Source organism: Streptomyces sp. Inha503, assembly GCF_047215865.1.
GTDB classification, from domain to species: domain Bacteria; phylum Actinomycetota; class Actinomycetes; order Streptomycetales; family Streptomycetaceae; genus Streptomyces; species Streptomyces lycopersici.
Window position 1 is genome coordinate 3,769,679 of the sequence record NZ_CP178360.1, and the last position, 25,615, is coordinate 3,795,293.

The 25,615-nt window shown below is 71.4% G+C and carries 26 protein-coding genes; 11 read left to right on the plus strand and 15 right to left on the minus strand.

Annotated elements, in window-relative coordinates:
- Positions 1 to 101 precede the first annotated feature (101 nt).
- From ACJX2R_RS15485 to uvrB, 3 genes are all read right to left on the minus strand, one after another.
- A complete protein-coding gene (locus ACJX2R_RS15485; RefSeq protein ID WP_413100581.1) occupies positions 102 to 2,042 on the minus strand; it encodes a TerD family protein in 1,941 nt (646 codons plus the stop codon).
- Between the two features lie 167 nt (positions 2,043 to 2,209).
- Positions 2,210 to 2,788: a TerD family protein gene (locus ACJX2R_RS15490; RefSeq protein WP_020872192.1), complete on the minus strand. Its 579-nt coding sequence runs from the start codon at positions 2,786 to 2,788 to the stop codon at positions 2,210 to 2,212.
- A gap of 196 nt (positions 2,789 to 2,984) precedes the next feature.
- The gene (gene uvrB, locus ACJX2R_RS15495) at positions 2,985 to 5,129 is read right to left on the minus strand and encodes an excinuclease ABC subunit UvrB (RefSeq protein WP_413100582.1); all 2,145 of its coding nucleotides are present in this window, start codon (positions 5,127 to 5,129) and stop codon (positions 2,985 to 2,987) included.
- A 215-nt stretch (positions 5,130 to 5,344) separates the two neighbouring features.
- Here uvrB and ACJX2R_RS15500 point away from each other — a divergent pair, with 215 nt between their 5' ends.
- From ACJX2R_RS15500 to ACJX2R_RS15515, 4 genes are all read left to right on the plus strand, one after another.
- Entirely contained in the window at positions 5,345 to 6,226 is an 882-nt protein-coding gene (locus ACJX2R_RS15500) for a glycerophosphodiester phosphodiesterase (protein WP_413100583.1), read from the plus strand.
- 114 nt (positions 6,227 to 6,340) lie between these two features.
- A complete protein-coding gene (locus ACJX2R_RS15505) occupies positions 6,341 to 6,979 on the plus strand; it encodes a methylated-DNA--[protein]-cysteine S-methyltransferase (protein ID WP_413100584.1) in 639 nt (212 codons plus the stop codon).
- A gap of 351 nt (positions 6,980 to 7,330) precedes the next feature.
- On the plus strand, positions 7,331 to 7,984 hold the full coding sequence (locus tag ACJX2R_RS15510; RefSeq protein WP_262702728.1) for a DUF4360 domain-containing protein: 654 nt from the start codon (positions 7,331 to 7,333) through the stop codon (positions 7,982 to 7,984).
- 30 nt (positions 7,985 to 8,014) lie between these two features.
- The gene (locus tag ACJX2R_RS15515; protein ID WP_044577138.1) at positions 8,015 to 8,677 is read left to right on the plus strand and encodes a DUF4360 domain-containing protein; all 663 of its coding nucleotides are present in this window, start codon (positions 8,015 to 8,017) and stop codon (positions 8,675 to 8,677) included.
- A 56-nt stretch (positions 8,678 to 8,733) separates the two neighbouring features.
- Here the strand turns inward: ACJX2R_RS15515 and ACJX2R_RS15520 are convergent, their stop codons facing one another.
- Positions 8,734 to 9,381 carry a uridine kinase gene (locus ACJX2R_RS15520; protein WP_413100585.1) on the minus strand — a complete coding sequence of 216 codons (648 nt, stop codon included), beginning with the start codon at positions 9,379 to 9,381 and terminating at the stop codon, positions 8,734 to 8,736.
- Between the two features lie 130 nt (positions 9,382 to 9,511).
- Here ACJX2R_RS15520 and ACJX2R_RS15525 point away from each other — a divergent pair, with 130 nt between their 5' ends.
- Positions 9,512 to 10,054 (plus strand): DUF1697 domain-containing protein, encoded by a 543-nt coding sequence (locus ACJX2R_RS15525; protein WP_413100586.1) that lies wholly within the window; start codon positions 9,512 to 9,514, stop codon positions 10,052 to 10,054.
- Between the two features lie 41 nt (positions 10,055 to 10,095).
- Here ACJX2R_RS15525 and ACJX2R_RS15530 read toward each other — a convergent pair whose 3' ends face one another.
- Complete coding sequence (locus ACJX2R_RS15530) at positions 10,096 to 10,566, minus strand: type II toxin-antitoxin system PemK/MazF family toxin (RefSeq protein WP_413100587.1); 471 nt, start codon at positions 10,564 to 10,566, stop codon at positions 10,096 to 10,098.
- A gap of 64 nt (positions 10,567 to 10,630) precedes the next feature.
- Here ACJX2R_RS15530 and ACJX2R_RS15535 point away from each other — a divergent pair, with 64 nt between their 5' ends.
- Positions 10,631 to 11,860 (plus strand): FUSC family protein, encoded by a 1,230-nt coding sequence (locus ACJX2R_RS15535; RefSeq protein WP_413100588.1) that lies wholly within the window; start codon positions 10,631 to 10,633, stop codon positions 11,858 to 11,860.
- Positions 11,861 to 11,890: 30 nt separating this feature from the next.
- Here the strand turns inward: ACJX2R_RS15535 and ACJX2R_RS15540 are convergent, their stop codons facing one another.
- Entirely contained in the window at positions 11,891 to 13,099 is a 1,209-nt protein-coding gene (locus ACJX2R_RS15540; RefSeq protein ID WP_413100589.1) for an ADP-ribosylglycohydrolase family protein, read from the minus strand.
- Positions 13,100 to 13,243: 144 nt separating this feature from the next.
- Here ACJX2R_RS15540 and ACJX2R_RS15545 point away from each other — a divergent pair, with 144 nt between their 5' ends.
- Together ACJX2R_RS15545 and ACJX2R_RS15550 are read left to right on the plus strand one after the other, a co-directional pair.
- Positions 13,244 to 13,549 carry a DUF6343 family protein gene (locus ACJX2R_RS15545; protein WP_413100590.1) on the plus strand — a complete coding sequence of 102 codons (306 nt, stop codon included), beginning with the start codon at positions 13,244 to 13,246 and terminating at the stop codon, positions 13,547 to 13,549.
- 143 nt (positions 13,550 to 13,692) lie between these two features.
- Positions 13,693 to 13,899 carry a hypothetical protein gene (locus ACJX2R_RS15550; protein WP_413100591.1) on the plus strand — a complete coding sequence of 69 codons (207 nt, stop codon included), beginning with the start codon at positions 13,693 to 13,695 and terminating at the stop codon, positions 13,897 to 13,899.
- Positions 13,900 to 13,987: 88 nt separating this feature from the next.
- On the opposite strand, the gene ACJX2R_RS15555 is transcribed toward ACJX2R_RS15550, so the two are convergent.
- The 3 genes from ACJX2R_RS15555 to ACJX2R_RS15565 form a co-directional block, all read right to left on the minus strand.
- The gene (locus tag ACJX2R_RS15555; RefSeq protein ID WP_044577125.1) at positions 13,988 to 14,368 is read right to left on the minus strand and encodes a tetratricopeptide repeat protein; all 381 of its coding nucleotides are present in this window, start codon (positions 14,366 to 14,368) and stop codon (positions 13,988 to 13,990) included.
- 314 nt (positions 14,369 to 14,682) lie between these two features.
- The gene (gene coaE / locus ACJX2R_RS15560) at positions 14,683 to 15,291 is read right to left on the minus strand and encodes a dephospho-CoA kinase (protein WP_262704739.1); all 609 of its coding nucleotides are present in this window, start codon (positions 15,289 to 15,291) and stop codon (positions 14,683 to 14,685) included.
- Between the two features lie 38 nt (positions 15,292 to 15,329).
- On the minus strand, positions 15,330 to 16,274 hold the full coding sequence (locus ACJX2R_RS15565; protein ID WP_262704738.1) for a PAC2 family protein: 945 nt from the start codon (positions 16,272 to 16,274) through the stop codon (positions 15,330 to 15,332).
- A 311-nt stretch (positions 16,275 to 16,585) separates the two neighbouring features.
- On the opposite strand from ACJX2R_RS15565, the gene ACJX2R_RS15570 reads away from it, so the two are divergent.
- On the plus strand, positions 16,586 to 17,044 hold the full coding sequence (locus ACJX2R_RS15570; RefSeq protein ID WP_413100592.1) for a hypothetical protein: 459 nt from the start codon (positions 16,586 to 16,588) through the stop codon (positions 17,042 to 17,044).
- A gap of 62 nt (positions 17,045 to 17,106) precedes the next feature.
- Here ACJX2R_RS15570 and rpsA read toward each other — a convergent pair whose 3' ends face one another.
- Positions 17,107 to 18,615 carry a 30S ribosomal protein S1 gene (gene rpsA / locus ACJX2R_RS15575; RefSeq protein ID WP_413100593.1) on the minus strand — a complete coding sequence of 503 codons (1,509 nt, stop codon included), beginning with the start codon at positions 18,613 to 18,615 and terminating at the stop codon, positions 17,107 to 17,109.
- 366 nt (positions 18,616 to 18,981) lie between these two features.
- On the opposite strand from rpsA, the gene ACJX2R_RS15580 reads away from it, so the two are divergent.
- Together ACJX2R_RS15580 and ACJX2R_RS15585 are read left to right on the plus strand one after the other, a co-directional pair.
- Positions 18,982 to 19,914, plus strand: a complete 933-nt coding sequence (locus ACJX2R_RS15580) for a class I SAM-dependent methyltransferase (protein WP_413100594.1) — start codon at positions 18,982 to 18,984, stop codon at positions 19,912 to 19,914.
- Positions 19,887 to 22,697, plus strand: a complete 2,811-nt coding sequence (locus ACJX2R_RS15585) for an ATP-dependent RNA helicase (RefSeq protein ID WP_413100595.1) — start codon at positions 19,887 to 19,889, stop codon at positions 22,695 to 22,697. Before ACJX2R_RS15580 ends, ACJX2R_RS15585 begins: the two co-directional genes overlap by 28 nt.
- 202 nt (positions 22,698 to 22,899) lie before the next feature.
- On the opposite strand, the gene ACJX2R_RS15590 is transcribed toward ACJX2R_RS15585, so the two are convergent.
- From ACJX2R_RS15590 to ACJX2R_RS15610, 5 genes are all read right to left on the minus strand, one after another.
- The gene (locus ACJX2R_RS15590; protein ID WP_020872173.1) at positions 22,900 to 23,277 is read right to left on the minus strand and encodes a hypothetical protein; all 378 of its coding nucleotides are present in this window, start codon (positions 23,275 to 23,277) and stop codon (positions 22,900 to 22,902) included.
- On the minus strand, positions 23,274 to 23,492 hold the full coding sequence (locus ACJX2R_RS15595; protein WP_020872172.1) for a hypothetical protein: 219 nt from the start codon (positions 23,490 to 23,492) through the stop codon (positions 23,274 to 23,276). Before ACJX2R_RS15595 ends, ACJX2R_RS15590 begins: the two co-directional genes overlap by 4 nt.
- 185 nt (positions 23,493 to 23,677) lie before the next feature.
- Positions 23,678 to 24,298, minus strand: a complete 621-nt coding sequence (locus tag ACJX2R_RS15600; RefSeq protein WP_413100596.1) for a hypothetical protein — start codon at positions 24,296 to 24,298, stop codon at positions 23,678 to 23,680.
- 2 nt (positions 24,299 to 24,300) lie between these two features.
- Positions 24,301 to 25,302, minus strand: coding sequence for a DUF3068 domain-containing protein (locus ACJX2R_RS15605; protein ID WP_413100597.1), 1,002 nt, complete (start codon positions 25,300 to 25,302; stop codon positions 24,301 to 24,303).
- Between the two features lie 16 nt (positions 25,303 to 25,318).
- The gene (locus ACJX2R_RS15610) at positions 25,319 to 25,453 is read right to left on the minus strand and encodes an SPW_0924 family protein (protein ID WP_198269355.1); all 135 of its coding nucleotides are present in this window, start codon (positions 25,451 to 25,453) and stop codon (positions 25,319 to 25,321) included.
- Positions 25,454 to 25,615 lie beyond the last annotated feature (162 nt).

Below are 25,615 nucleotides of genomic sequence, written 5' to 3' on the forward strand. Positions count from 1 at the left end.
CGCTAAGGAGTACTCCCCTCCGCGCAAAAGAGAGTACAGGAATCCCCATGGGAGAGTAAAGAGAAGGGCAAAAGCCCTGGTCAGAGCAGAGTCAGCCCTGGTCAGCCGCCATAGGACTGGCGGGCCCGCGCCGCCCTCAGAGCCCGCACGGCCCTCCCCACCTCCCCCAGCACCTGGTCCAGCACCCGGCTGCCCGGCGGCACCATCGGCGGCTCGTACGTCCACGCGTGGCCCACCCAGGGGTCGGCGAGGTGGTCGTCGGCAACCGGCGTGAGCCGCAGCAGCGACCGCCACAGCGGGTCCAGCACCGGACCGTAGGCCCGCGCGTCCTCACGGTCGGCGACCATCATCAGATGCACGCCCACCGAGGGCCCCTCGTCCGCCAGATAGCGCAGCTGGGTGACGGCCCGGTCGTCGAAGCCGTGCGGGAAGTCATGGACGATCAGCAGCTGCTCGGCGGTGTCCAGATCCGGCGGCAGCGCGTCCGTGGCCTGGCTGCGGATCGCCATCTGCACCAGGTCGACACGCTGGGTCAGCGCGGCGAGCACCGCCGAGACCCCCTGGGCCCCGGCCGCCGGCGGCTCGGCCAGCACACCCGCCCCCACCAGCGGCGCGAAAGAACCCGCGGCCGAACCCGCCGGGTCGATCACATGCACCGCGAACTCCCCGGCCGGATAGACGGCCAGCATCCGCGCCGCGATCGCCACCGCGGCGTCCGCCGCCAGCCTGCGCAGCTCACCGGAGTCGGCCGGCCCGTCGAACGAGCCCGAACGCCCGGCGTCGATCCACAGCCCCCGCTCCAGCGGCAGCCGCACCAGCATCGGGATGCGCAGATCGGCGCGCTCCGGAAGGTGCAGATCGCCCAGGCGCAGGGCCATCGGCACCTCCATCGGCACCTGGTACGCCTGCCACACCGGGCTGTCCCAGCGGGCGTACGCGTACGGCAGCGCGGGCTCCACCACCTCGGCCTCGGCGATGAGCTGCGCCACATCGCGGTCGAGGGCGATCCGGGCCTGCTCGACGAGGTCGGTCTGCTTGGCGCGCGCCTCGGCGCGCGCGGAGTCGGCGGCCGGGCCCACCCGGGTGCGCGGGTCGGAGAGCACCCGGTCCAGCTCCTGCTCCATGCGGGACTCGGCGAAGTCCACCGCGCTGCGGTAGGCCGCGGTCGTCCGGGCCAGGTCCTCGAACATGCCCCAGACCTGGTTGTAGAGCCGCTCGTCCATGGACCAGCCGGAGGCGTCGCCCGCGACCGGCTGGGCGGGCTGCCCGGGCGCGGCGGGCGGCGCCACGGGCGGGGGTGTGGGCAGCGCGGCCGTACGACGGCCCGGGTGCTGGTAGTCGATGGACCCTCCGGCCGCGGGCGTGCCCTGCGGCTGCTGCGGTGGGGTCTGCGGCGGGGCGGGGGCCGGGTCGGTGGCGCCGCCCGCGGCGGCCGTGCGCACCCGGCCGTCGCCGTCCGGGCGGGGCGGGGGCTGGGCGACCGAGCGGGCCATGCCGCGGGCCACCGCCTCGTTGATCCGCGCCGCGAGGTCGGTGCCCTGCTCCAGCCCCTGGTCGTGCAGCATGGCGGCCAGCCCGCCCGCGTACCCCTGGCCGATGGCGCGCACCTTCCAGGCGCCCTGCCTGCGGTAGAGCTCCAGGGCCGACACCGCGGACTCCGAGTCCAGATCGGTGATGGTGTAGCTGGCGATCTCGGTGCCGTCGAGGCCGGTGACGGCGACGAACGGCGCGGCCATGGCGCCGAACCGGGCCGGTCCGCCGACGCCGGTCGGCAGCGCGAGCAGCACGGTGACCCGGTGGATGTGCTCGGGCATCGCGTCGAGGTCCACGGCGAGCCGGTGGTCGGCCGCCGCCTGTTTGGGCACCTCTATCCCGGCCAGCTGGGGCGAGGCGGGATGCGCGACCCATTCGGCGCCGTGCACCGTGCCCCGCTCATCGCCGAGTGTCGCCCCGGCCACGATCGGATTGCCCGCAGAGATCCGGATCTCCAAACGGGTCTGGGGCAGCGGGTGGTTCTGCCCTCGGACCAGCTCGGCCGTCATGGCTGCGTCCCCTCGTTGTGTTCCGCTGTGTGCCGTACGTGTTGTGTGGTGATGCGGTGGTGCGGTGAGCGCGTCGGCCCGGCGAGCTCTGCTCAACCGGGCCGACGCGCTCACCTGGGCGGTACGCCTCTACAGATGCCGTACGCCTCTACAGACGCGGTACACCTTTACAGATGCGGCAGGATGTGCGGCATCAGGTCCTGGAAGGTGCGGCCGTTGGCCGGCTCGCCGACCGCCTTCATCTGCCAGGAGCTGCCCGCGCGCTGGACCGTGGCCATGATCTGGGCGGTGTACTGCCCGCCGCCGGTGAGGGTGTAGCGGGCGAGCTCCTGGCCGTTGGTCTCGTCCACCAGCCGGCAGAACGCGTTCTGCACCTCGGCGAAGGTCTGGCCGGTGAAGGAGTTCACCGTGAAGACGATCTGGTCGATGTGGACGGGCACCCGCTGGAGGTCGACCAGGATCGCCTCGTCGTCGCCGCCCTGTCCGGCGCCGCCCACGAGGTTGTCACCGGTGTGGCGGACCGAGCCGTCGTCGCTGACCAGGTGGCGGAAGAAGACGACGTCGGTCGGCTGCTTGTCGGCGAAGAGGACGGCCGACGCGTCGAGGTCGATCTCCCGCGTACGGGAGCCGAACAGCCCGCGGCGGGGCGCCGCCTGCCAGCCCAGCCCCATCCGCACCGCGGTCAGGGTGCCCCCGTCGGCCTTTTGCAGGCTGATGGCCTGTCCCTTGGACATGTTGACCGTCACGCGCTGTCCCTACTCTCATCTCTCGATTCCCCGTGGCCGCCGCGGGTGTGCGGCCGTGACCGCGCCGTACGCACGGCCCTTCCGAAAACCCTATGCACTGTGGCCAGGGCTCCGGCCGGACGAGCGGACTTTTGTGTCGGTCTTGCAACACAGGGAACCCGCGGGCGCCCCGGTGAGGACCCGGGGCGCCCGGTGATCAGGAAACTCCGGCCTCCCTCATCTGCCGCAGCTCCTTCTTCAACTCCGAGACCTCGTCGCGCAGTCGGGCCGCCACCTCGAACTGGAGCTCCGCCGCCGCGGCCCGCATGCGGTCGGTCATCTCCTCGATCTGCTCGGCGAGCTCGGCCGCGGGCCGGTCGGTCAGCACGGCCTCCTTGGCCTTGCCCTTGGCGGCCTTGGCCTTGCCGCCCTTGGCCGCCTTGCCGCCGGCCGTCGGCTCGGCCGCCTTCGCGCCCTTGCCGTCCTTCGCCTTGCGGTAGCCGGTGCCGAGCAGCTCCTCGGTGTCGACGTCCTCGCGGGCGATCTGGGCCACGATGTCGTTGATCTTCTTCCGCAGCGGCTGCGGATCGATCTTGTTGGCCTTGTTGAACGCGACCTGCTTCTCGCGGCGACGGTTGGTCTCGTCGATGGCCTTCGCCATCGCCGGGGTGACCTTGTCGGCGTACATATGCACCTGACCCGAGACGTTACGGGCGGCACGGCCGATGGTCTGGATCAGCGAGGTGCCCGAGCGCAGGAAGCCCTCCTTGTCGGCGTCGAGGATGGCGACCAGCGAGACCTCCGGAAGGTCGAGGCCCTCCCGCAGCAGGTTGATGCCCACCAGTACGTCGAACTCACCGGCGCGCAGCTCGCGCAGCAGCTCCACCCGGCGCAGGGTGTCCACATCGCTGTGCAGATAGCGCACCTGGATGCCCAGCTCGAGCATGTAGTCGGTGAGGTCCTCGGCCATCTTCTTGGTGAGGGTGGTGACCAGGACGCGCTCGTCCTTCTCGGTGCGGGTGCGGATCTCATGGATGAGATCGTCGATCTGGCCCTCGGTCGGCTTGACGACGACCTCCGGGTCGACCAGGCCGGTCGGGCGGATGATCTGCTCCACGAAGCCGTCGCCGCGGGACATCTCGTACGTCCCCGGGGTGGCCGAGAGATAGACCGTCTGGCCGACGCGCTCCAGGAACTCCTCCCACTTCAGCGGGCGGTTGTCCAGTGCGGAGGGCAGCCGGAAGCCGTGCTCGATCAGGGTCCGCTTCCGGGAGGCGTCGCCCTCGTACATCGCGCCGATCTGCGGCACCGTGACATGCGACTCGTCGATGACCAGGAGGAAGTCCTCCGGGAAGTAGTCCAGCAGGGTGTGCGGCGGGGAGCCGGTCTCACGGCCGTCGATGTGCAGCGAGTAGTTCTCGATGCCGGAGCAGGTGCCGATCTGCCGCATCATCTCGATGTCGTAGGTGGTGCGCATCCGCAGCCGCTGGGCCTCCAGCAGCTTGCCCTGCTTCTCCATCCGGGCCAGCGTCTCGGCGAGCTCGGCCTCGATCCCGGCGATGGCCTTCTCCATGCGCTCGGGCCCGGCCACATAGTGGGTGGCCGGGAACACATACAGCTCCTGGTCATCGCTGATCACTTCGCCGGTGAGCGGATGGAGCGTGGACAGCGCCTCGATCTCATCGCCGAACATCTCGATGCGGACCGCGAGCTCCTCGTAGACCGGGAAGATCTCGATGGTGTCGCCGCGGACCCGGAAGGTGCCCCGGGTGAACGCCATGTCATTGCGGTTGTACTGAATATCGACAAAGCGACGCAGCAGCTGATCGCGGTCGATCTCCTCGCCGACCTTGAGCGGCACCATACGGTCCACGTACTCCTGCGGCGTACCGAGGCCGTAGATGCAGGAGACGGAGGCCACCACGACCACGTCACGCCGGGTGAGCAGCGAGTTCGTCGCCGAGTGGCGCAGCCGCTCCACCTCCTCGTTGATCGAGGAGTCCTTCTCGATATAGGTGTCCGACTGCGGGACGTACGCCTCCGGCTGGTAGTAGTCGTAGTACGAGACGAAGTACTCGACCGCGTTGTTCGGCAGCAGCTCGCGGAACTCATTGGCCAGCTGGGCGGCCAGCGTCTTGTTCGGAGCCATGACCAGGGTGGGCCGCTGAAGTTTCTCGATCATCCACGCGGTGGTCGCGGACTTGCCGGTGCCGGTCGCGCCGAGCAGCACGACGTCCCTCTCCCCCGCGCGGACGCGCCGGTCGAGGTCGGCGATGGCGGTGGGCTGGTCACCGCTGGGCTGATAGGGGCTGACGACCTCGAAGGGCGCCACCTTGCGTTCGAGCTGAGTTACGGGCCGCATGAGACCCACCGTACGACTCGCCACTGACAACGGCGGAGCACTCGTCCGCGCCACCCTCCCCCCGGCCCGCTGGCCGGATTCAGATGATCATGCACACGATGTCGCTCGTGGCACGAATTTTCCGCCCATCCGGCATCTATCCTCCACTGCCGCCCATCTGGGACCCTCTGCCCGTCCATGAGTCGGACGAGAACCAGACGATGCGAGGAGTCCGTATGCAGATCCGCCCGGCCGCCGCGTTAACCGGCGCGCTCATCGGGATGTCCGCGCTCTTCCTCCCCACGGCCACGGCCCAGGCCACCGGCCGGACGACGCACCACCACACGGTCACCGTGGCCCATCGCGGTGCCTCCGCGTACGCCCCCGAGAACACCCTGGCCGCCGTCGACGCCGCCGACGACCTGGGCATCGACTGGGTGGAGAACGACGTCCAGCGCACCAGGGACGGCGAGCTGATCGTCATGCACGACACCACGCTGAGCCGGACCACCGACGTCGAGCAGGTCTTCCCGGACCGCGCGCCCTGGAAGATCTCCGACTTCACCCTCGACGAGATCGAGAAGCTGGACGCCGGAAGCTGGTTCGGCCCCGAGTTCCAGGGCGAGGGAGTGCCCACCCTGGAGGAGTACATGGACCGGGTTTCGGACAACCACCAAAAGCTCCTGCTGGAGCTCAAGGCTCCCGAGCTCTATCCGGGGATCGAGCGCCAGACGCTGCGGGAACTGCGAAGAGAGGGCTGGCTGGACCACCGGCACAAGCGCCGGCTGATCGTCCAGAGCTTCAGCGCCGACTCCGTGCGGGCGGTCCACCGGCTGCGGCCGGACGTCAAGACCGGCTTCCTGGGCACCCCGGCCGTCGCCGACCTGCCGGAGTACGCCGAGTTCTCCGACCAGATCAACCCCAGCTACACGACCATCGACGCCGGCTATGTGTCCGCGGTGCGGTCGGTGGACGGGGCGCATGGCAAGCCGCTGGAGGTCTACACCTGGACCGTCAACGACGGCCCGACGGCGGTCTCGGTCGCGGCCATGGGCGTGAACGGCATCATCACCAACAAGCCCGATGTGATCCGGGACGCCCTCGACGACGCCTCGTGAGCCACGGCTCCCCCTGACGAGGCGCCCCGCCGGCCGGCCGGCGGGGCGCTGTGGGACGGCGCTGTGGACGTCGCTTTTGGTGGCGCTGTCGGTGGGGGGTTCTACGCTGAGGGCGTGACGATCGCAGAGCGGCAGACACAGCCGGACCCGCCGGAGCGCCCGGAGGGGCCGGACGCGCGCGCCTGGGCCTGGGCGGTCCTGGCCACGCCCATCGGCCCGCTGCTGCTCGCGGCCACCGACGAGGGGCTGGCCCAGGTGGTCTTCCACGCGGAGGAGAAGACGGCGGCCGAGGCCGTCGCCAGGCTCACCCGCCGCCTCGGCACCGAGCCCACCGCGGTGCCGCCCACGGCCCCCGGCACCTCGACCGCCCCGTCCGGCACACCTCGCCGCGCCGGGCATCTCGCCGAGGCGATACGGCAGCTGGAGAGCTATTTCGCCGGGGACAGCAAAGTGTTCACCCTCTCCCTGGACTGGTCCCTGAGCACCGGCTTCAACCGCCGGGTGCTGCGCGAACTGGCCGCCCATGTGCCCTATGGCACGGTCGTCGGCTATCAGAACCTCGCCGACCGGGTGGGTGAGCCGGGCGCGGCCCGCGCCGTCGGCATGGCCATGGGGAGCAATCCGCTGCCGGTCGTGGTGCCGTGCCACCGAGTGGTGGAGAGCGGCGGGGGCATCGGTGGCTTCGGCGGCGGGCTGGAGACCAAGCGCATCCTGCTGGCACTGGAAGGCGTTCTTCCGCAACCGCTCTTCTGAATCGTTCTTCCCGGCCGGACGGAAATATCTTGTTCCGGAATTCCGCGGCCGTCTTGTGGTGCTTGTCTATCGCCCTTATCTTAAGAGCGCCCATCGCCCTGGCTTTCCGTCACCAGCCGGGCATGGGGCTCGCATTGCGTTCGGCCGTACGAACCGTACCGCGCGATAACGCTCTTCCGCTCTTCAGCTCTTCCCGCTCCACCGATCGCGCGTGCCACCCGCTCCGCCGGTACTTCCCGAACGTCCCGCACCCCCGCTCTTCCCCGCTCTTCCCCGCCCTTCCTCGCTCTTCCCGCTCATCGGAAATTCATCGCTCAACTACGTCCCCACAAGTGATCGAATTGGAGAGCCATGTCCGGTGTTCTACTCGCGGGCGGCGCGGCCGCGGCACTATTCGCCTCGGTCCTTTCCACCCAGGGTGTTTCCTCGGCCCCTGATGGGCCGCCGGAAAAGATCCAGATAAGCGTCAAGACGGTGAACGGCTCCGGCTGCCCCAAGGGCACCACCGCCGTGGCCGTCGCCGCCGACAACTCGGCGTTCACCGTGACCTACAGCGACTATCTCGCCCAGGTCGGGCCCGGCGCGGACCCGACCGACATCCGTAAGAACTGCCAGCTCAGCCTGGGCGTGCATGTGCCGCAGGGGTTCACCTACGCCATCGCCCAGGTCGACTACCGGGGCTATGGCTACCTCGAAAAGGGCGCCAAGGGAACCGAGAAGGCGAGCTACTACTTCCAGGGCTCGTCGGACACCGCGTCACGGACCCATGACTTCAGCGGTCCGTACAACGACAACTGGCAGACCACCGACAGCACCGACTACAGCGCCCTGGTGTGGGCCCCCTGCGGCCAGGACCGCAACTTCAACGTCAACACCGAGCTGCGGGTCAACGCCGGCACCTCTCCTGCGGGCACCACCAGCTTCATGGCCATGGACTCGACGGACGGCGGGGTCAACACGGTTTACCACCTCGCCTGGAAGGAATGCCCTTCCGCCGTCCGGTAGCCCGGTAAATCCACCATCGAATGGAGAATCATGCCCGGTGTTCTGTACGCAGGCGGCGTGGTCGCGGCGTTATTCGCCTCCACGCTCACTTCCCAGGCATATGCACAACCCCCGTTCGACACCGTGCCGCCCGACAAGATCGTGATCACCGTCGCGACCGTCAATGGGTCGGGCTGCCCGGCGGGCACCGCGGCGATCGCCGTCTCCCCGGACAACACTGCCTTCACCGTGACCTACAGCGAGTATCTCGCGCAGGTGGGCAAGGGATCCAAGCCGACGGACTTCAGAAAGAACTGTCAGCTGAGTCTGGTCACGCATGTGCCACAGGGATTCTCCTACGCCATCGCCAGTGTCGACTACCGTGGTTTCGCCCATCTGGAAAAGGGCGCGTCCGCCACGCAGAAAGCCTCGTACTACTTCCAGGGGCAGTCGCAGACCTCGTCGAACACGCATAGCTACAACGGCGCCTACGACGACAACTGGCAGGCCACCGACGTATCCGATATCGCCACTGTGGTGTGGTCGCCCTGCGGTGAACTCCGCAACTTCAACATCAACACCGAGCTGCGGGTCAACGCCGGAACGTCCAACACCCAGGAAACGACCAGCTTCATCGCCATGGACTCGACGGACGGCGATGTGAGCACCACCTATCACTTCGCCTGGAAGGAATGCCCGCCGACCAAGAAGTGACCCCCGCGCGCCAACCCGGACATAACCCCCTGCGCACCGCCTCGAAACGTACCCGGCTACGACTCCGGGCGGTGCCAGGCCGGATGCCGGGGGTCGTCCATCCGCACCACCACATCCGCCGCCTCACCGGGCCCCACCTCGTCCTCGTAGCGCGCGAAGGCGGGCAGGGTCCAGCGGTCGCCCTCGTCGGTGCGGCGGGCGAGGGCCGCCGGGGACAGCCGCAGATGCACCGAGAGGTCGAACGGGAACCAGTGCCCCAGCAGCAGCGCGCCGTACAGCAACAGCACCCCGCCCGGCGCGAGTTCGGCGTACGGGCTGCGCGTGGCCCGGTCGGTCTCCGGATCCCACAAGTCGGGCAGCACCCGCCCGGTGCCGCCCGGCCCCGGTTCCAGCGGATCGAAGACCTCGCGCCACAGGGCGCCGGTGTCCAGCCAGCGGTCGTAGTACGCGTCGGGGTCCCGCTTCCCGTACTCGTACCGCAGCGAGGCGGGCCGCCAGAACCCCGCCGCCGCGACCACCAGCGCCGGCCGGCCGAGGACGCGCAGCGTCTCCGCCAGATCCCGCGCCAGCTCGCCGGTGGGCGCCGCCGGAGCCCCGTCGACGGCCACTCTCAGCCAGGGGCTGCCGTCCGCCGCCGTCAGCCCGGCGATACGGTCGGCGGTCGCGTCGGTCAGCCGTTCCCAGGTGATCGCTTCGAGCCGCACGCCCCCATCATGCCGTGGGCCCGGGGGCTGCGGGCTCCGGGGGCCAGAGGCCACAGGCCAAGAGCCCGGGGCCAGGGGCCAGGGGCCAGGGGCCAGGGGCCAGGGGCTCCGGGAGCGGTACCCTCCGGCCATGACATCTCAGATAGCGCTGCTCCGCGGCATCAATGTGGGCGGGAACAGGAAGTTCCCCATGGCGCGGCAGCGTGAGCTGATGGCCGAGCTGGGCTTCGAGGACGTCACCGTCCACCTCCAGACTGGCAATATCGTCTTCGCCGACCCCGGCACCCCGCCCGAGCGGACGGCCCGTACCCTCGAGGACCACTTCGCCGCCGGTCTCGGCTTTCCCGTGGACGTCATGGTCCGTACGCGCGACGAGCTGGCCGCGGCGATCGAGGCCAATCCCTATCCGGAGGCCGCGGCCGAGCCCAAGACCCTGCATGTGGTCTTCCTGGCGGCCGTGCCCGCGGACACGGCCGCGCTGGACGCGCTGGATCCGGCCGCCTACGCCCCGGACGCGTTCCGCCTCATCGGCCGCGAGATCTTCCTGCGCTGCCCGGACGGGGTCGGCCGCTCCAAGCTGGCGGCGAAGGTCACCAACGCCCGGCTGGGGGTGCCGGCCACCGCCCGCAACTGGAACACCGTCACCAAGCTGCTGGCGCTGGCCGACGGCTGAGACGCCTCCTCGGCGTCGGCCGGGGAAGCGCCGAGCCGCGCTCAGCTCCAGCCGTACCGCTGCCGCAGCCGCAGCACGACCAGGTCGAAGTGCGCCCGGTCGAGCGCGCACGCCTCGCGCCGCATCCCGTCCGGGTGCACCCTCAGCACCCGGTCCACATCGACCCATGACTCCCGCCCGGCGCGGTCCCACGGCCCGGAGCCGATCGGCACCCACTCGCGGTCGCCGTCGTGCCGCTTGCTCGACAGCTGCACGGCGAGCAGCGTCCCGGCCCGCTCCCGCGCGACCACCAGCACCGGCCGGTCCTTGCCCCGGCCGTCGTTCTCCTCGTACGGCACCCATGTCCACACGATCTCGCCGGGGTCCGGATCCCCGTCCGGATCGGGTGCGTAACTGGTCCGTACCCGCCCGACCTGGCGCGGATGAGCCTCGACGGTGGCGGCCGGGCCGGTGCTTCCGGGAAGCGCCGCGCCGTCCCCCGTCCCCTGCGTTCCGTTGAATGGGCTGATCACGCCCGACACGTTAACCCGTCCGCGAAACCCGATGACATGGCGGCCCCCTCGGCGTGGAAGGGGCATGTACGTGCCCGATGTTCTCGACCCACTGGCGGAGCTCGTCAAACGGCGCCATGATCCGGTCGTCGTCCAGACCGTGCGCTCCACCGCGGCCGCGACCATCGCCTACGTCGTCGCCCTCGAGCTCAGCAAGGAACCCGCCCCGCTCACCGCGCCGCTGACCGCCCTCCTCGTCGTCCAGGTCACCCTGTACGCGACCCTCACCAGGAGCCTCCGCAGGGTCGAGGCCGTGGTCGTGGGCGTCCTGATCGCCGTCGCCTTCAGCGTGCTGGTGGGGCTGACCTGGTGGAGTCTGTGCCTGATCATCCTCGCCGCCCAGACCGCCGGATACCTCACGCGCGTGGGCGACTGGGTCCAGGAGGTGGCGATCAGCGCCATGCTGGTCCTGGGCGTGGCGCAGGTGACCACCTACGCCTGGGACCGGGTGCTGGAGACCCTCATCGGGGCCGGTGTCGGGATGGCCTTCAACTTCTTCCTCGCCCCTCCGGTGTGGGTCGAGACGGCCGGCAAGTCCATCGAGGACCTGGCCCGCCGGATGCGTCAGCTGCTGCTGCACATCGGCGAGGAGCTGGGCAGTCAGATCGCCGTCGACCGCGCCGCCGCCCGGCTCTACGAGGCCCGCCGCCTCGACCACGACATCTCCCAGGTCGACGCGGCCCTCCGGCAGGCGGAGGACAGTGTGCGGCTCAACCCCCGCGTCAAGGAGGGCCTTCTCTATCGCGTGGTGCTCCGCACCGGCCTGGACACGCTGGAGATCTGCACCGTCATCCTGCGCGTCATGTCCCGCACCCTGACCGACCTCGCCAGGGAGCGGACGGATGAACCCCTCTTCCCCCCGGACGTGGCTGACGCCCTTAAGGACCTCTTCATCCATCTCGCCGCCGCCGTCGAGAGCTTCGCCATCCTGGTCACCACCCAGGTCAGCGCCAACGCCGAGGAGGCCGAATCCCGCCTCTCCAGCGAGCTCGTCAAGGCCCACGCCAGCCGTGACCGCGGCGCCGACCTCCTGCTGCGCCGCGTCCAGGAGCACCCCCGTCAGTGGCAGCTGCACGGTGCCCTGCTGGCGGAGATCGACCGCGTCCTCGACGAACTCGACATGGAGCAGCGCTCCAAGCGGCTCATGGAAGAGCTCGACCGGAGCACCCGCGAGAAGCGCGAGCGCTTCCTCTTCCTCCAGAAGCTGCGGCGCCGGTTCCGGCGCGGCCGTACGGACGGCTCCGGAGCGGTCTGAGCCCAGGGGGCGGTCCGAGCCCGGGGGCGGTCAGCTGAGCGGGTAGCGGTCGCGGGGGAAGACCACGTCGTCGTAGGGCTCGTACAGCTCCACCGAACGGTGGAACTCGGAGGCGAAGTCGTCGGCGAGTTCGGCGATCGTGCCGCGGCCCTCGGTGAGGGACAGCCAGGACGGCGGGAGGCGGAGGTCGCCGTGGTGGGCGCCGAGGATGTTGCCGCAGATCGAGCCCGTCGAGTCGCTGTCGCCCGAGTGGTTGACGGAGAGCAGCAGGGCCGCCTGGACGGGGGTGCGCGGGGGCGCCGGGTCATAGCTGATCTTGCCGCCGGGGCCGTACAGGATCTGCTGGGCCGGGGTGCGGGCCAGGGCGCTGTAGACCGCGATGGCCAGCGCCTCCTCGGCGACCCAGCCGCCGCCGAGCGATTCGGCCTTCTCGGGCGTCGGATCGCCCTCGGCCGCCAGGTCGACCGCCTTACGGAGGGCGGCGGTGGTCTCCTCGTGGCCGGGGTAGCGGGCGAGGAGTTCCAGGGTGCGCAGGGTCGCGCCCTCCAGGGACTCGCCGTCGAGCAGGCAGGCGATCATGGCGGCCAGGGCACCGGCCGCGTAGTAGCCCGTCGGATGGCCATGGGTGATCTGGGCGCAGCGGGCGGCGAGTTCGAAGCAGTCGCGGGGGTCGAGCCCGGTGAGGCCGAACGGCGCCGAGCGCATCACGGTGCCGCAGCCCTTGGAGCCGGTGTTCACCGGGCCGGGGGTGCCGTCGAGGGGGGCTCGCGAGGCGGGGACGTGTTTCGCGGCGAGGCCGGAGAGGCAGGCGTTGCCGGGGGCGCGGCGGGCGTACAGCCAGGGCTGGGTGCGCAGCCAGCCGGAGCGGACTAGGTCCCCGGTGCCCTCGGCGGGCGGCGGCCCGGGGTGGTTCTGGGTGTCCAGCCAGCGCAGATAGGCATGGCGGACGACGGCGGTCTCGGACCCTTCGAGGCCCTTGGACGAGGTTCTGGCGTGGGCCCGTATCAGGCCCTCGGCCGTGAAGAGTGTCATCTGGGTGTCATCGGTGACCCGGCCCACGACTCCGCTGCCGTCCGGGACGAGGGTGGTGACGCCCGCGGCGCCGTGGGTCTCGCGGATCGACCGCAGGGACAGGAACTCGATGGGATTGCCGAGGGCGTCGCCGATCGCACCGCCCAGCAGGCAGCCGCGGATGCGGGCCCGCTTGGCGGCCGTTTCGTCCCATGACTGGCGGATCACTGGCAGCTCCTCATCGTCCTGGTCCCATGCCGTCCCGTATGGATGCACACGACATGATCTCAGGTGTCGGTGGGCGTCCCTCGGCGGTAGATTCGAGAGGGCGGAAAGTGTAAGGAAGCAGCCGAAAACGGGAGATGCGGTGCCATGCCGATGCGGCTGATCCGAACGGGCGATGAGCCGATCCACGCGCGCAGTCCGCTGCGGATGCGGCTGGGGCTGGCCACGTGGGGGCTGCTCTGGACACTCGGCGGCGCGGTGGCCTTCGCGACCGCGGGGCGGCCGGGGTGGGCGGCGGCGTGCGGGGCGCTCGCGGTCGTCACGCTGATCGACCTCGTCCTGGTCATCCGGCACATCCGGCAGGGGCCGCACTATCAGCCGGGCCGGGATGTGCCGCCGTACGCGCCGGTCGCCGAGCGCAGGCGGAGCCGCGGGCGGCGAAGGACTCCGTAAGGGCGGCGCCGCTGAAGCGTGGGCACCGTAAGGGCGGCGTCGCGGCGCTCCGGCGGTGACGGGATATCGACGGCGGGGAGCACCGCGTTCCGGGGGATACTGCCCAGTACCAGCTGAGTACCTGCCGCGACAGGGGGGCCGTCATGGGGGTGCTGGCGATCGGCATCGCGCTCTGTGCGCTCGGGCTGATGCTCTCCGGGAGCGGAGAGCCGTACGGGCGGCGGGAGACCCGGCGGGGACCGGAGGCCGACCCGTACGACTTCGCACGTCAGCGCGGAGTGGCACTCGGCCTCGGCGGGGTGGTGCTGCTGGGCGCGGTGGTCCTCGGTGGCTTCGCCCTCTGGCGCTGACCGGAGCCCAGGCGCCCGCCGCGCCCCGGCCCGCGCGTACGGCGGCACGCGGGCCCCGGCGAGCGCCGCGGCTCAGCCCGCGCCCCGCTTATCCGTCCCGGCCGCCCTTCTCGCCGAACCGGGCCGCCTCCACGAAGTCCGGGCGCGGATCGAGCGCCGCGGCCAGCCGGAAGTGACGGGTGGCCTCGGCCGGGCGGTTGGCCCGCTCCAGGGTGCGGGCCAGGGCGAAGTGGGCGAAGGCGTTGTCCGGCTCACGCTCCAGGACGAGCTGGAACTCCAGCTCCGCCGAGCGCAGCTGGGCCGCCCCGAAGAACGCGCGCGCCCTGAGCAGCCGGGCCGCCGTGTTCTCGGGGTGGGCGCTGATGACCGAGTCGAGCAGCTTGACGGCGCCCCGTGGATCTCGGGCGGCGAGCAGGTGCTCGGCGGCGCGGAAGTCGATGACGTGGGTCTCGGGCGTGGGCTCGGGCACAGCCGTTTCCTTCCCCGGGTACGTACTCGGTGGTGAGGCGGTGGATGGAGTGAGGGGATGGGATGAACCGTCACGGATGATCGTTCGTCGCTACGGGGTGCACAACAATCACCCCGCACGCCGCATTCCCCGCCACGGGCCGCCGCACGCTCCGCACCGCGCCCCGGCTCGGCCCCGGCACGCACCGCGCTCCGGCTCGGCCCCGGCACGCACCGCGCCCCGGCTCGGCCCCGGCACGCACCGCGCTCCGGCTCGGCTCCGGCCGCTCCGCGCGCCGTGGCCCCGCTCGGCCCCGGTACGCACCGCGCCCCCGCTCAGCCCTCCGCGGCCGCCGCCCGCCGCACCAGGTCCGCCCAGGCCTTTCTGACCTGCGGCTCCAGCGCCTCGATCGGGCCATTGTTGTCGATCACGACATCGGCGATCGCCAGCCGTTCCGCGCGGGTGGCCTGTGCGGCCATCCGGGCCCGCGCCTCGTCCTCGGCCATGCCGCGCAGCCGTACCAACCGGTCCAGCTGGGTCTCGGGCGTGGCATCCACGACCATGACCAGGTCGTAGAGCGGCGCCAGCTTGTTCTCGGCCAGGAGCGGAACGTCATGGACGACCACGGCGTCGGGCGCGGCCACTGCCTGGAGTTCGGCGGAGCGGTCCCGGACCAGCGGATGGATGATCGCGTTCAGCGCGCTCAGCCGCTCCGGGTCGTTGAAGACGATTCCGCCGAGCCTGGGCCGGTCCAGACGGCCGTCGGCGGTCAGCACCTCGGGGCCGAACTCGGCGACCACGGCGGCCAGTCCCGGCGTGCCCGGCTCGACCACCTCGCGAGCGATCCGATCCGAGTCGATCAGCACCGCTCCCAATGAGGTCAGTATCCGTGAGACCTCGCTCTTGCCCGCGCCGATTCCGCCCGTGAGCCCCAGGTTCAGCATGGGGCCCACGCTATACGGCGCGCCGGTGGGGTCATCGGTCAGGCTCCGCCGTCGCCCTCGCGCTCGGCGAGGAACCGTTCGAACTCCGCGCCCAGTTCATCCGCCGAGGGCAGCTCGGCCGGCTCCGCGACCAGATTGCCGCGGCTCTCGGCCCCGGCCACCGCGTCGTACTGGTGCTCCAGGCCCCGTACGAGCGCGACCAGTTCCTCGTCGCCCTCCGAGATCTGCCGCTCGATCTCCTCCTGCGTCCTCAGGGCCTCGTTGCGCAGGGCGTGCGTCGGCCCCGGCAGCACCAGACCGGTGGCCGCGGTGATGGCCTCCAGTGCGGTGAGCGCCGCGTCCGGATAGGCCGACCTGGCCAGATAGTGCGGCACATGCGCGGCCACGCCGAGCACATCGCGGCCCGCCTCGGCGAGCCGGTACTCGATCAGGGACTCGGCGCTGCCGGGCACTTGGGCCTCGTCGAAGTAGCCCCGGTGACCGGGCATCAGATCGGTGCGATTGCCGTGCGGGGTGATGCCGACCGGCCGGGTGTGCGGCACGCCCATCGGGATGCCGTGGAAGTTCACCGCGAGCCTGACGCCCAGCCGCTCGACCATCTGGCCCACGGCCGCCGCGAACCGCTCCCACTCCACATCCGGCTCCGGTCCGCTGAGCAGCAGAAACGGGGCCGCGGTCGCGTCGCGCACCAGATGCAGCTCGATCTTCGGGGTCTCGTACGCCGTCCACCGGTCGCGCTGGAAGGTCAGCAGCGGGCGCCGGGCCCGGTAGTCCACCAGCCGGTCATGGTCGAAACGCGCGACCACCTTGCGGGGCAGACCGTCGAGCAGCCGCTCCACGATCTGGTCCCCGGTCTCGCCGGCGTCGATATAGCCGTCGAAGTGGTACAGCAGCACCAGCCCGGCCGAGTCCCGCGAGGCTATCGCGTCGACCTCCGCCAGCCCGCTCGGTTCCCATGCGTACAACTCCTGCGGATCATGCACTGTGACCGCTCCTCCTCGTGTTCGCACCGAAGAACACCGAACGGGGGCGGGGGCATTCCCCGGGCGGGACCTTCGATGGCCGAGCGGCCCTGAACCCCGTCTCCGAGGGGCCCACTTGGGCGACCTCCCCATGGCCCACCGGGGCGAGCGGGAGCGGCCCGATCTCGACGTCGGCGCACGTCGCGGGGTTGACGCGCATATGCGGCACGCCTATCTTCGCCAGCCGTCAGCGGTTCATCATGTCATTCGGCGTTCACTGTCCCGAACCCAGCGTGTTCACCTCTGGCCACGGCACAGGAAGGCAGCCTCCTATGCACTCCCCCGGCCGCACACCCACCCGATTACGCACCCTCCTCACCGCCCTCGCCACCGGACTGATCGCCACCGGCGGGCTGATGGCGGCGGGCACGACCGGGCGGGAGGCCCCCGCCACCGCCGTCCCGATCTCCGTCGATGACGCGGACGGGCTCAGGGAGGCCCTCGCCGGGGCCCGGCCCGGCGATACGATCCGGCTCGCCGACGGCAGGTACCACGGCAGCTTCGAGATCACCGCCTCCGGCACCTCCGGCTCGCGGATCACCCTCACCGGCTCCCCGAAGGCGGTCCTCACCGCGAGCGGCGGCTATGGGCTGCGGCTGAACGGCGCCTCGTACTGGACCGTCAGGGGGATCACGGTCGACGGCGGCAAGGAGGGCATCAGGATCGACGGCGCCCGGGGCGTGACCGTGGAATCCGTTTCGGTCAGTGTGCGGCGCCATGGGCATGCGTAAGGCCCGCTCCCCAGGGGGAGCGGGCCTTACCTGCTCAGCTGGTGCCGACTAGCGGCGGCTGGTCAGCTCTGGCCACCGGCCAGCTTCTCGCGAAGCGCGGCCAGCGCCTCGTCCGAGGCCAGGGCGCCGGAGTTGTCGGCCGACTCCGAGGAGTACGAACCGCCACCGCCGCCGGCCGCCTGCCCGCCGGGCGCCGGGGCGGCGTTGCCCGCCTCGGCAGCGGCCTGCTCGTCGGCCTCGCGGGACTTGATGACCTGCGCCTGGTGCTGCTCGAAGCGCTGCTGCGCCTCGGCGTACTGGCGCTCCCACTCCTCGCGCTGCTTCTCGTAGCCCTCGAGCCAGTCGTTGGCCTCGGGGTCGAAGCCCTCGGGGTAGATGTAGTTGCCCTGGTCGTCGTAGGACGCGGCCATGCCGTACAGGGTCGGGTCGAACTCGACCGCGGACGGGTCGGCACCGAAGGACTCGTTGGCCTGCTTCAGCGAGAGGCTGATGCGGCGGCGCTCGAGGTCGATGTCGATGACCTTGACGAAGATCTCGTCGTTGACCTGGACGACCTGCTCCGGGATCTCCACGTGGCGCTCGGCCAGCTCGGAGATGTGGACCAGGCCCTCGATGCCCTCGTCCACGCGGACGAACGCACCGAACGGCACGAGCTTGGTGACCTTACCCGGGACGACCTGACCGATCTGGTGGGTCCGGGCGAACTGCTGCCACGGGTCCTCCTGGGTCGCCTTGAGCGACAGGGAGACGCGCTCGCGGTCCATGTCGACGTCCAGGACCTCGACCGTGACCTCCTGGCCGACCTCGACGACCTCGGAGGGGTGGTCGATGTGCTTCCAGGACAGCTCCGAGACGTGGACGAGACCGTCGACGCCGCCCAGGTCCACGAACGCACCGAAGTTGACGATGGAGGAGACGACGCCGGAGCGCACCTGGCCCTTCTGGAGGGTGGTGAGGAAGGTCTGGCGGACCTCGCTCTGGGTCTGCTCCAGCCAGGCGCGGCGGGACAGGACCACGTTGTTGCGGTTCTTGTCGAGCTCGATGATCTTCGCCTCGAGCTCCTTGCCCACGTAGGGTTGCAGATCGCGGACGCGGCGCATCTCCACCAGGGACGCGGGGAGGAAGCCCCGGAGGCCGATGTCGAGGATGAGACCACCCTTGACGACCTCGATGACGGTACCGGTGACGATCCCGTCCTCTTCCTTGATCTTCTCGATGGTGCCCCAGGCGCGCTCGTACTGGGCGCGCTTCTTCGAGAGGATCAGTCGGCCTTCCTTGTCCTCCTTCTGGAGGACGAGGGCCTCGATCTCGTCGCCGACGGCGACGACCTCATTGGGGTCGACGTCGTGCTTGATCGACAGTTCGCGAGAGGGGATGACGCCTTCGGTCTTGTATCCAATGTCGAGCAGGACCTCGTCCCGGTCGACCTTCACGATGACGCCGTCGACGATGTCGCCGTCGTTGAAGTACTTGATCGTCTCGTCGATCGCGGCGAGGAAGGCTTCCTCGGAACCGATGTCGTTGACCGCCACCTGCGGGGTGGTGCGGGTTGCCTCGGTGCTGCTCGTCATGTGGAAAAGGGCTCCGGTACGGACATGAAGTCGTAGGTACTGCTACGCCGAGGACCCTTATCGCACTGCCGAAGCCGGACAGCCTTGGAGACGCTGAATCTTTCCGATTTCAGGTATCGAAAAACCCGAGCGCCTCGACAACCGAGGGGACATACAACAGATGCGAGCGCGGCCTGCTCCGTCCGAGGCGCACAGGCCCGCAGCGCAACTTGTAGCATACGGGGGCAGCCGGGCATGGTCAATGCACGAAGAGCACACGCGGGGAATAACGCCCCAAACCCGGCAAATTGCATGGTCCGTACTGCGACGCGGTTCCACCGTGCCCCGCAGCCACAGGTCGATACAGAGAGTACGACGACGCGCGCGATGGTCCAAGAACACGAGCCCAGCACCCCTGGGGTGGCCGCCGAGCCGACGGCCACCCGCCGGACCGCCGACACGGCGGAGAGCAGCCGGGCCAACCGGGGGTGGTGGGACCGCAACGCGGATGAGTACCAGGAGGAGCACGGCGCCTTCCTGGGCGACGACCGGTTCATATGGGGCCCGGAGGGGCTGGACGAGGCGGAGGCCGGGCTGCTGGGCCCGGTGGAGGCGCTCAAGGGGCGCGATGTGCTGGAGGTGGGCGCGGGCGCCGCGCAGTGCGCCCGCTGGCTGGCCGCGCGGGGGGCGCGGCCGGTGGCGCTGGACCTCTCGCTCCGGCAGTTGCGGCACGCACGGCGGATCGACGCGGAGGCGGCGGCCTCGGGGGCGGCCTCCGGGAGCTCCGAGCCCTCGGGGGTTTCCGGGGGCTCCGGGGCGTTCCGGTCCGGCGACCGGGCCGGGGTCGCGCTGGTGCAGGCCGACGCCACCGCCCTGCCCTTCCGGGACGGCTCGTTCGACCTGGCCTGCTCGGCGTACGGGGCGGTGCCGTTCGTGGCCGAGCCGGTGCGGGTGATGCGCGAGGTGCGCCGGGTGCTGCGGCCGGGCGGGCGGTGGGTCTTCTCGGTGACGCATCCGATCCGCTGGGCGTTCCCCGACGAACCGGGGCCCGAGGGGCTGTCCATCGCCGCCTCCTACTTCGACCGCACGCCCTATGTGGAGCAGGACGAGTCTGGCCGGGCCGTCTATGTGGAGCACCACCGGACACTGGGTGACCGGGTGCGGGACGTGGTGGCCGGGGGTTTCCGGCTGGTCGACCTGGTCGAACCGGAGTGGCCCGCGTGGAACCACCAGGAGTGGGGCGGCTGGTCCCCGCTTCGGGGGAACCTCATCCCCGGCACGGCGATCTTCGTATGCGAGCGGGACCGGGGCGAGCGTTGACCAACCCCGCCCCCGCGGACGCGCGCGCCGAGGCCCTGGACCGCCTTCCCGTACGCGAAGCCGTGCCCGAGCTGCTGCGCGCGCTCGACGACCGCGGGGTCGCCGTGCTGTGCGCGCCCCCGGGGACCGGTAAGACGACGCTGGTGCCACTGGTGCTCGCCGGGCTGGTGGGCGGCGGGCCGGGGGTGCGGCGGGTGCTGGTGGCCGAGCCGCGGCGGATCGCGGCGCGGGCCGCCGCGCGGCGGATGGCGTGGCTGCTGGGCGAACGGCCGGGCGGCAGGGTCGGCTTCACCGTGCGCGGGGAGCGGCGGGCCGGGCCCGGGACCGTGGTCGAGGTGGTCACCACCGGGGTGCTGTTGCAGCGGCTGCAACGCGATCAGGAGCTGGCCGGCGTAGATGTGGTCGTGCTCGACGAATGCCATGAGCGCCACCTGGACGCGGACACGGCCGCCGCCTTCCTGCTGGACGTCCGGGCCGCCCTGCGCCCCGATCTGCGGCTGGTCGCCGCGTCGGCGACCACGGACGCGGAGGGCTGGGCGCGGCTGCTCGGCGACGGCGGGGAAGGCGGCGACGGCGGGCATGTGGGGGATGGCGGGGACGCCGGGGATGGCGGGGCGGGCGGCGGAGAGGGCTCTGGGGAGCCCGCGCCGGTCGTCTCGGCGCCGGGGATCTCCCATCCGGTGGAGGTGGTGTGGGCGCCGCCCGAGCGCCCCGTAAGGCCGCCGCACGGGATGCGGGTGGACCCCACCCTGCTGGACCATGTCTCGGCCGTGGTGCGGCGGGCGCTGCGCGAGCGGGAGGGCGATGTGCTGTGCTTCCTGCCGGGTGTCGGGGAGATCGCCCGGGTGGCCGGGAAGCTGGGCGGGCTCGCCGACGCGGAGGTCCTCCAGGTGCACGGGCGGGCGCCCGCCGCCGTCCAGGAGGCGGTGCTCGCGGGCGCGGACGGCGGGCGGCGGCGGGTGGTGCTGGCCACCTCGGTCGCCGAGTCGAGCCTGACCGTGCCGGGCGTACGGATCGTCGTGGACTGCGGGCTGGCACGTGAGCCCCGGATGGACCACGCACGCGGGCTGAGCGCGCTGACGACCGTAAGGGCGTCACGGGCCGCCGCCCGGCAGCGCGCGGGCCGTGCGGGGCGCGAGGCGCCCGGGGTGGTCTACCGCTGCTGGCCGGAGGCGGAGGACGCCCGGCTGCCGCGTTTCCCGTCCCCGGAGATCGCCGGTGCGGACCTTACGGCCTTCGCCCTCCAGGCGGCGTGCTGGGGCGATCCGGACGCCTCTGGGCTGGCCCTGCTCGATCCGCCGCCCACCGGGGCGATGGCGGCCGCATGCGAGACGCTGACCGCGATCGGCGCCGTGGACGCCGTAGGACGGGCCACCGAACGCGGCACCCGGATGGCCCGCCTCGGCCTCCACCCCCGCCTGGCGCGGGCGCTCATCGACGGCGCGAAGGAGGTCGGGGCGCGTCGGGCGGCCGAGGTGGTGGCCCTGCTGAGCGAGGAGCCCCCGAGGGAGTACGGCGACGACCTCGCGGCCGCCTGGCGCACCGCCCGCCACGGCGGCGACCCCTACGCCGCCCGCTGGCGCCAGGAGGCCCGGCGGCTCGAACACGCCCTGACCGCCGAGGCAAGCGCACGACCGGGCAGGGCCCGGGGCGTAGATGGCCCGGGGCGGGACGAAGACGGTCCGGCGCTGGGCGACGGCGGCCCGGCCCGCGGCGGAGACCATCTGGGGCACGGCGGCGATCCGCGCGGCGGTGATGGTCCGGCGCACAGCGGTGGCGGCCCGGCACACGGCAGTGGCAGTCCGCACGGCGACGATGCCGTGGCGGGGCTGATCGCCGCGCTGGCGTTCCCGGAGCGGGTGGCCCGGCGGCGCGGCGAGCGGGCGTACCTCATGGCCGCCGGGACGGGCGCGGAGCTGGGCGACGGTTCGCGGCTGGGCGGGGCGCCGTGGCTCGCGGTGGCCGTGGCGGACCGGCCGGTGGCCTCCGCGTCGGCGCGGGTGCGGCTCGCGGCGGTGACCGACGAGGACACCGCCCGGGCGGCGGCCGCGGCGCTGGCCTCGGAGGGTGAGGAGGTGCGCTGGGCCGACGGGGACGTCCTGGCGCGCCGGGTGGCCCGGCTCGGCGCGATCGAGCTGGTGTCCCGGCCGCTGGCCGACCCCGATCCGGAACTGGTGCGTCGGGCGCTGCTGGAGGGGCTGCGCCGCGAGGGCACGGGGCTGCTGCGCTGGTCGGCGCAGGCCACGGCGGTCCGGCAGCGGATGGCGTTCCTCCACCGGGAACTGGGCGGGGCCTGGCCGGACGTCTCCGACGAGGCACTCCTGGAGCGCGCGGACGACTGGCTCGGGACGGAGCTGGCGCGGGCCCGCGGGCGCGCCGATCTGGGTCGGGTGGACGCCGGGCAGGCGCTGGCCCGGCTGATGCCGTGGGCCACGGGCGAGGCCGCGCGGTTCGAGGAGCTGGCGCCGGAGCGGATCGAGGTGCCGAGCGGCTCGCGGGTGCGGGTGGACTACGGCGCGGACCGGCCCGTGCTGGCGGTCAAGCTTCAGGAGCTGTTCGGCTGGCAGGAGGCGCCCCGGATCGCGGGCGGCCGGGTGCCGTTGCTGATCCACCTGCTGTCCCCGGCGGGACGCCCGGCCGCGGTCACCGCCGATCTGGCGTCCTTCTGGAAGGACGGCTATCGCTCGGTCCGCGCCGAACTGCGCGGCCGGTACCCCAAGCACCCCTGGCCCGAGGACCCGACCACGGCCGAACCAACCCGCCGCACCAACACCCGCCGCTGAGCGATGCGGCCGAGAGACCGCACGACCGCCATCGCTCAGTGGGCAGCGAGGCGCGGTGGGCCACGCGGCGCGGCGGGACGACGGGACGCCGCAGGACGCGTGGGGCGCTGGGGCGCGCGGCCAAGCGGGCCCACGCGGTGAGTCGTGGGGGACGCAGAAGGAAACCGGAGCCCGGGGAGCCGCGCGGCGGGTCAGTCCGGTGTCAGTCGGCCCAGGCGCGTAGGCGGCGGGCGGTTTCGCCGAGGCGGAAGCCGCTGATCTCCCGTATGTCGCGGACCAGTTTGACCATGGCGCCCGGCGGGGGCGCGATCGGCTCTCCGGACTCCTCCATGTACATCTGCGCGCAGGCCGCGCCGATCGTGGCGTTGTAGTCGGAGAACGGCTCGAGGATCAGTGAGGTGTGCAGAAAGGTCGCGGCGCGGGCGGCGGCCTCCTCGTAGTAGGGCTCGCCCGCGAACCGCTCGTAGCGGTGGCGCTCGGTCATGCAGTGCAGCGCACCCCAGTCCCGGACCGGGGTGTTCACCGGGGAGACCTCGACCTGGACGTTCAGCACCCAACCGGCGTCGACATACAGGATCACCGCATGCCGTGCGGGAACTCCCGCTCGAACTCGGCCTTGTAGGCCAGGGCGAACTTCACGGCGCCCTCGACGAAGCGCTGCTTCTGACGCCTCCGCACCACGTCCTCGGTCAGTATGTCGTGCGCCAGCCGCTTGATCGCGACGCCCTTCTCCCTCGCCTCGGCACGCAGCTCGGCCAGCTCCTGCTCGGTGAACTCAATCGTGATGCCAGGCATGGGCGGCATGCTAGCCACGCCCTCACCCTGATCACTACCGGCTTGGCCACCACGGGCGAATCGCGAGGACGGAAGTTGACGCGACGGCCGTGCCGCTCGGCGCTCTCCTCCCCCGGCTCGGCGTTCGCCCCCGCTCAGCACTCGCGCCCGCTCAGCGTTCGTGCCCGCTCAGCGTTCGTGCCCGCTCAGCACTCCAGCCTCAGGGCGAACTGCTCCCCCGTCGGGAACGGCTCGTCCACGGGGTGCGGCCCGACCCATATGAGCGCCTGCTCGAAGGTCATGTACGAGCCGTTGTCGACGCACTGGCCGACCACCACCGCATTGCCGCCGCAGCGCCATGCCGCGTAGTTCCACGGGTGGTCGCCCTTCTCGTCCCGCACCACGGCCTCCGGCTCGCCCAGGCGCTCGCCGAAGGCGTCCACGGCGGCGCGCCACCTGCCGTCGAAGCCGGAGCGGTCGGCGTCGCGGTCGAAGACCCAGCCGGGGTCGCCGGAGTGGTACCCGGCGAGCCAGTCGACATTGCCGCTGAGCCCGTCGGCCTGCAACTCCGCGTCGAAGTCGTCCGGTTCGTAGTAGTAACAGAACGGGATCATGCATTCGGTGTCCGCGTCGTCCGGACCGCCGAACCACTCCGGGAGGACATAGTGTCCGGTGTTGGTTGCGTACGAAGACGTACGGGAGCCGTCGGGCACCCAGCCGAAGCGCTTCGCGGCGGCCGCCGTCGCGCCCGGGGTCCATTCCAGGCTTGCCAAGTCGGCGATGTGGCCGATGAGTTCGGGACCGGGGACGCAGCTGTTCACTGGCATGGTCATACGCTATGGCCCGCCACTGACAACGCGGCCGGCGCCGCCGGGGCGGACGGCGGGCGCGTGGCGCGGCCGCGCGCCTCCAGCAGCAGCGCGAGCGCGAGCAGTGCCAGCCCCAGGATCAGGAAGCCCCATGGCAGATAGGCCGTGAGCAGCAGGACCAGCTGGCGCTGGGACTTGACCATGTCCACCGTGTGCCGGATGTAGTCCTCGCGCATCTTCACATGGCCGGAGAAGACGGTCACCCGGTCGCGGTCGCCCAGCAGCGTGCCGCCGCGCAGCTCCTCCTTATGGATCTCCTGCCCGTTGACCGGGGCGCCCGTGGTGGGCTCGACCCAGAACATCCGCTTGGTGCTGTACCAGCGCGAGGTGCCGGCCTTGCGGACGGTCTCGGGGGTGACGCCGTTGACCGGCATGGTCTTGGGCAGCGGCACCTTGGTCCAGGGGATGGTCTGCTCGAAGTAGTAGACCTCCAGGCCGCGGAAGTTCCGGGTGCCCTTGTAGTGGATGGGGGCGGAGGTCCGGGTCTGGGCGTCGAAGTAGTCGTAGTCGCGCTTCTCGGTGAGGAACGGCCACTTGTACTCGATGCCGTCGCGGCGCACCGCGTCCCCGTCGACATGTTCGCCGCCCGCGTGCACCGGATCCTGGGAGTGGGCGTCGAAGACATAGCGCTCGGGGATCTTGGAGACCATCTTGCCGTCGGGCCCGGCCACATACGACAGGGTGTCCCAGACGACGACATCGCGCCCGGTCGCCTTGCCGACCTTCTTCGCGGCGGGCACATTGCCACGCAGGGTCTGCACGATGCTGACCTTGGGGACGGTGCGGGGCCGCATCGTGCCGTAGTCGAGCAGCGTGGCCGGGCTGGCCTCCATCACCGCCGTCTGGTACTCGCTGGGCGGGATCTTGGCCAGCCGGGGATAGGCGTACCAGCGCAGCAGCGGCGCGAGGACCGCGAAGAAGACGGCGAAGGCCAGCAGCACCAGGCTTGCTCTGCGGCGCATGGCGGATGTCCCTCCCTCAGGGGTGCTTGGGGACGGTGGTGAGCAGGGGTTCCGGGGAGGTCTCACCGCTGGGGGCGCCGATGGCCGTCACCGTGAGAACGATGGCGAGGGCGGCGGCGAGTCCGATCGCGGCGGCGGCGAGGGCACGCATACGGGGCCTCCTCGTGGTCGGTACGAGGCGCTGCCTGACGCTTCGTCAGGGATGGGGCACCGTAGCAACGGGGGGCGCAGATGAGAACACGAAAGCGTGAACGCGTCACACCGCCCCTGGGCCCGGTGGGGGCTCAGGGGCGGTGCGGTGAACCGTATGAGG

Coding starts and splice junctions, on each gene's coding strand:
- ACJX2R_RS15600 (WP_413100596.1), bottom strand. CDS start 24,298: ATGCCAGTGAACAGCTGCGTCCCCGGTCCCGAACTCATCGGCCACATC.
- ACJX2R_RS15610 (WP_198269355.1), bottom strand. CDS start 25,453: ATGCGTGCCCTCGCCGCCGCCGCGATCGGACTCGCCGCCGCCCTCGCC.
- ACJX2R_RS15510 (WP_262702728.1), top strand. CDS start 7,331: ATGTCCGGTGTTCTACTCGCGGGCGGCGCGGCCGCGGCACTATTCGCC.
- uvrB (WP_413100582.1), bottom strand. CDS start 5,129: ATGCGGCCCGTAACTCAGCTCGAACGCAAGGTGGCGCCCTTCGAGGTC.
- ACJX2R_RS15570 (WP_413100592.1), top strand. CDS start 16,586: ATGCACTCCCCCGGCCGCACACCCACCCGATTACGCACCCTCCTCACC.
- ACJX2R_RS15515 (WP_044577138.1), top strand. CDS start 8,015: ATGCCCGGTGTTCTGTACGCAGGCGGCGTGGTCGCGGCGTTATTCGCC.
- coaE (WP_262704739.1), bottom strand. CDS start 15,291: ATGCTGAACCTGGGGCTCACGGGCGGAATCGGCGCGGGCAAGAGCGAG.
- ACJX2R_RS15545 (WP_413100590.1), top strand. CDS start 13,244: ATGCCGATGCGGCTGATCCGAACGGGCGATGAGCCGATCCACGCGCGC.
- rpsA (WP_413100593.1), bottom strand. CDS start 18,615: ATGACGAGCAGCACCGAGGCAACCCGCACCACCCCGCAGGTGGCGGTC.
- ACJX2R_RS15605 (WP_413100597.1), bottom strand. CDS start 25,302: ATGCGCCGCAGAGCAAGCCTGGTGCTGCTGGCCTTCGCCGTCTTCTTC.
- ACJX2R_RS15525 (WP_413100586.1), top strand. CDS start 9,512: ATGACATCTCAGATAGCGCTGCTCCGCGGCATCAATGTGGGCGGGAAC.
- ACJX2R_RS15550 (WP_413100591.1), top strand. CDS start 13,693: ATGGGGGTGCTGGCGATCGGCATCGCGCTCTGTGCGCTCGGGCTGATG.
- ACJX2R_RS15500 (WP_413100583.1), top strand. CDS start 5,345: ATGCAGATCCGCCCGGCCGCCGCGTTAACCGGCGCGCTCATCGGGATG.
- ACJX2R_RS15580 (WP_413100594.1), top strand. CDS start 18,982: ATGGTCCAAGAACACGAGCCCAGCACCCCTGGGGTGGCCGCCGAGCCG.
- ACJX2R_RS15595 (WP_020872172.1), bottom strand. CDS start 23,492: ATGCCTGGCATCACGATTGAGTTCACCGAGCAGGAGCTGGCCGAGCTG.
- ACJX2R_RS15485 (WP_413100581.1), bottom strand. CDS start 2,042: ATGACGGCCGAGCTGGTCCGAGGGCAGAACCACCCGCTGCCCCAGACC.
- ACJX2R_RS15535 (WP_413100588.1), top strand. CDS start 10,631: ATGTACGTGCCCGATGTTCTCGACCCACTGGCGGAGCTCGTCAAACGG.
- ACJX2R_RS15585 (WP_413100595.1), top strand. CDS start 19,887: ATGCGAGCGGGACCGGGGCGAGCGTTGACCAACCCCGCCCCCGCGGAC.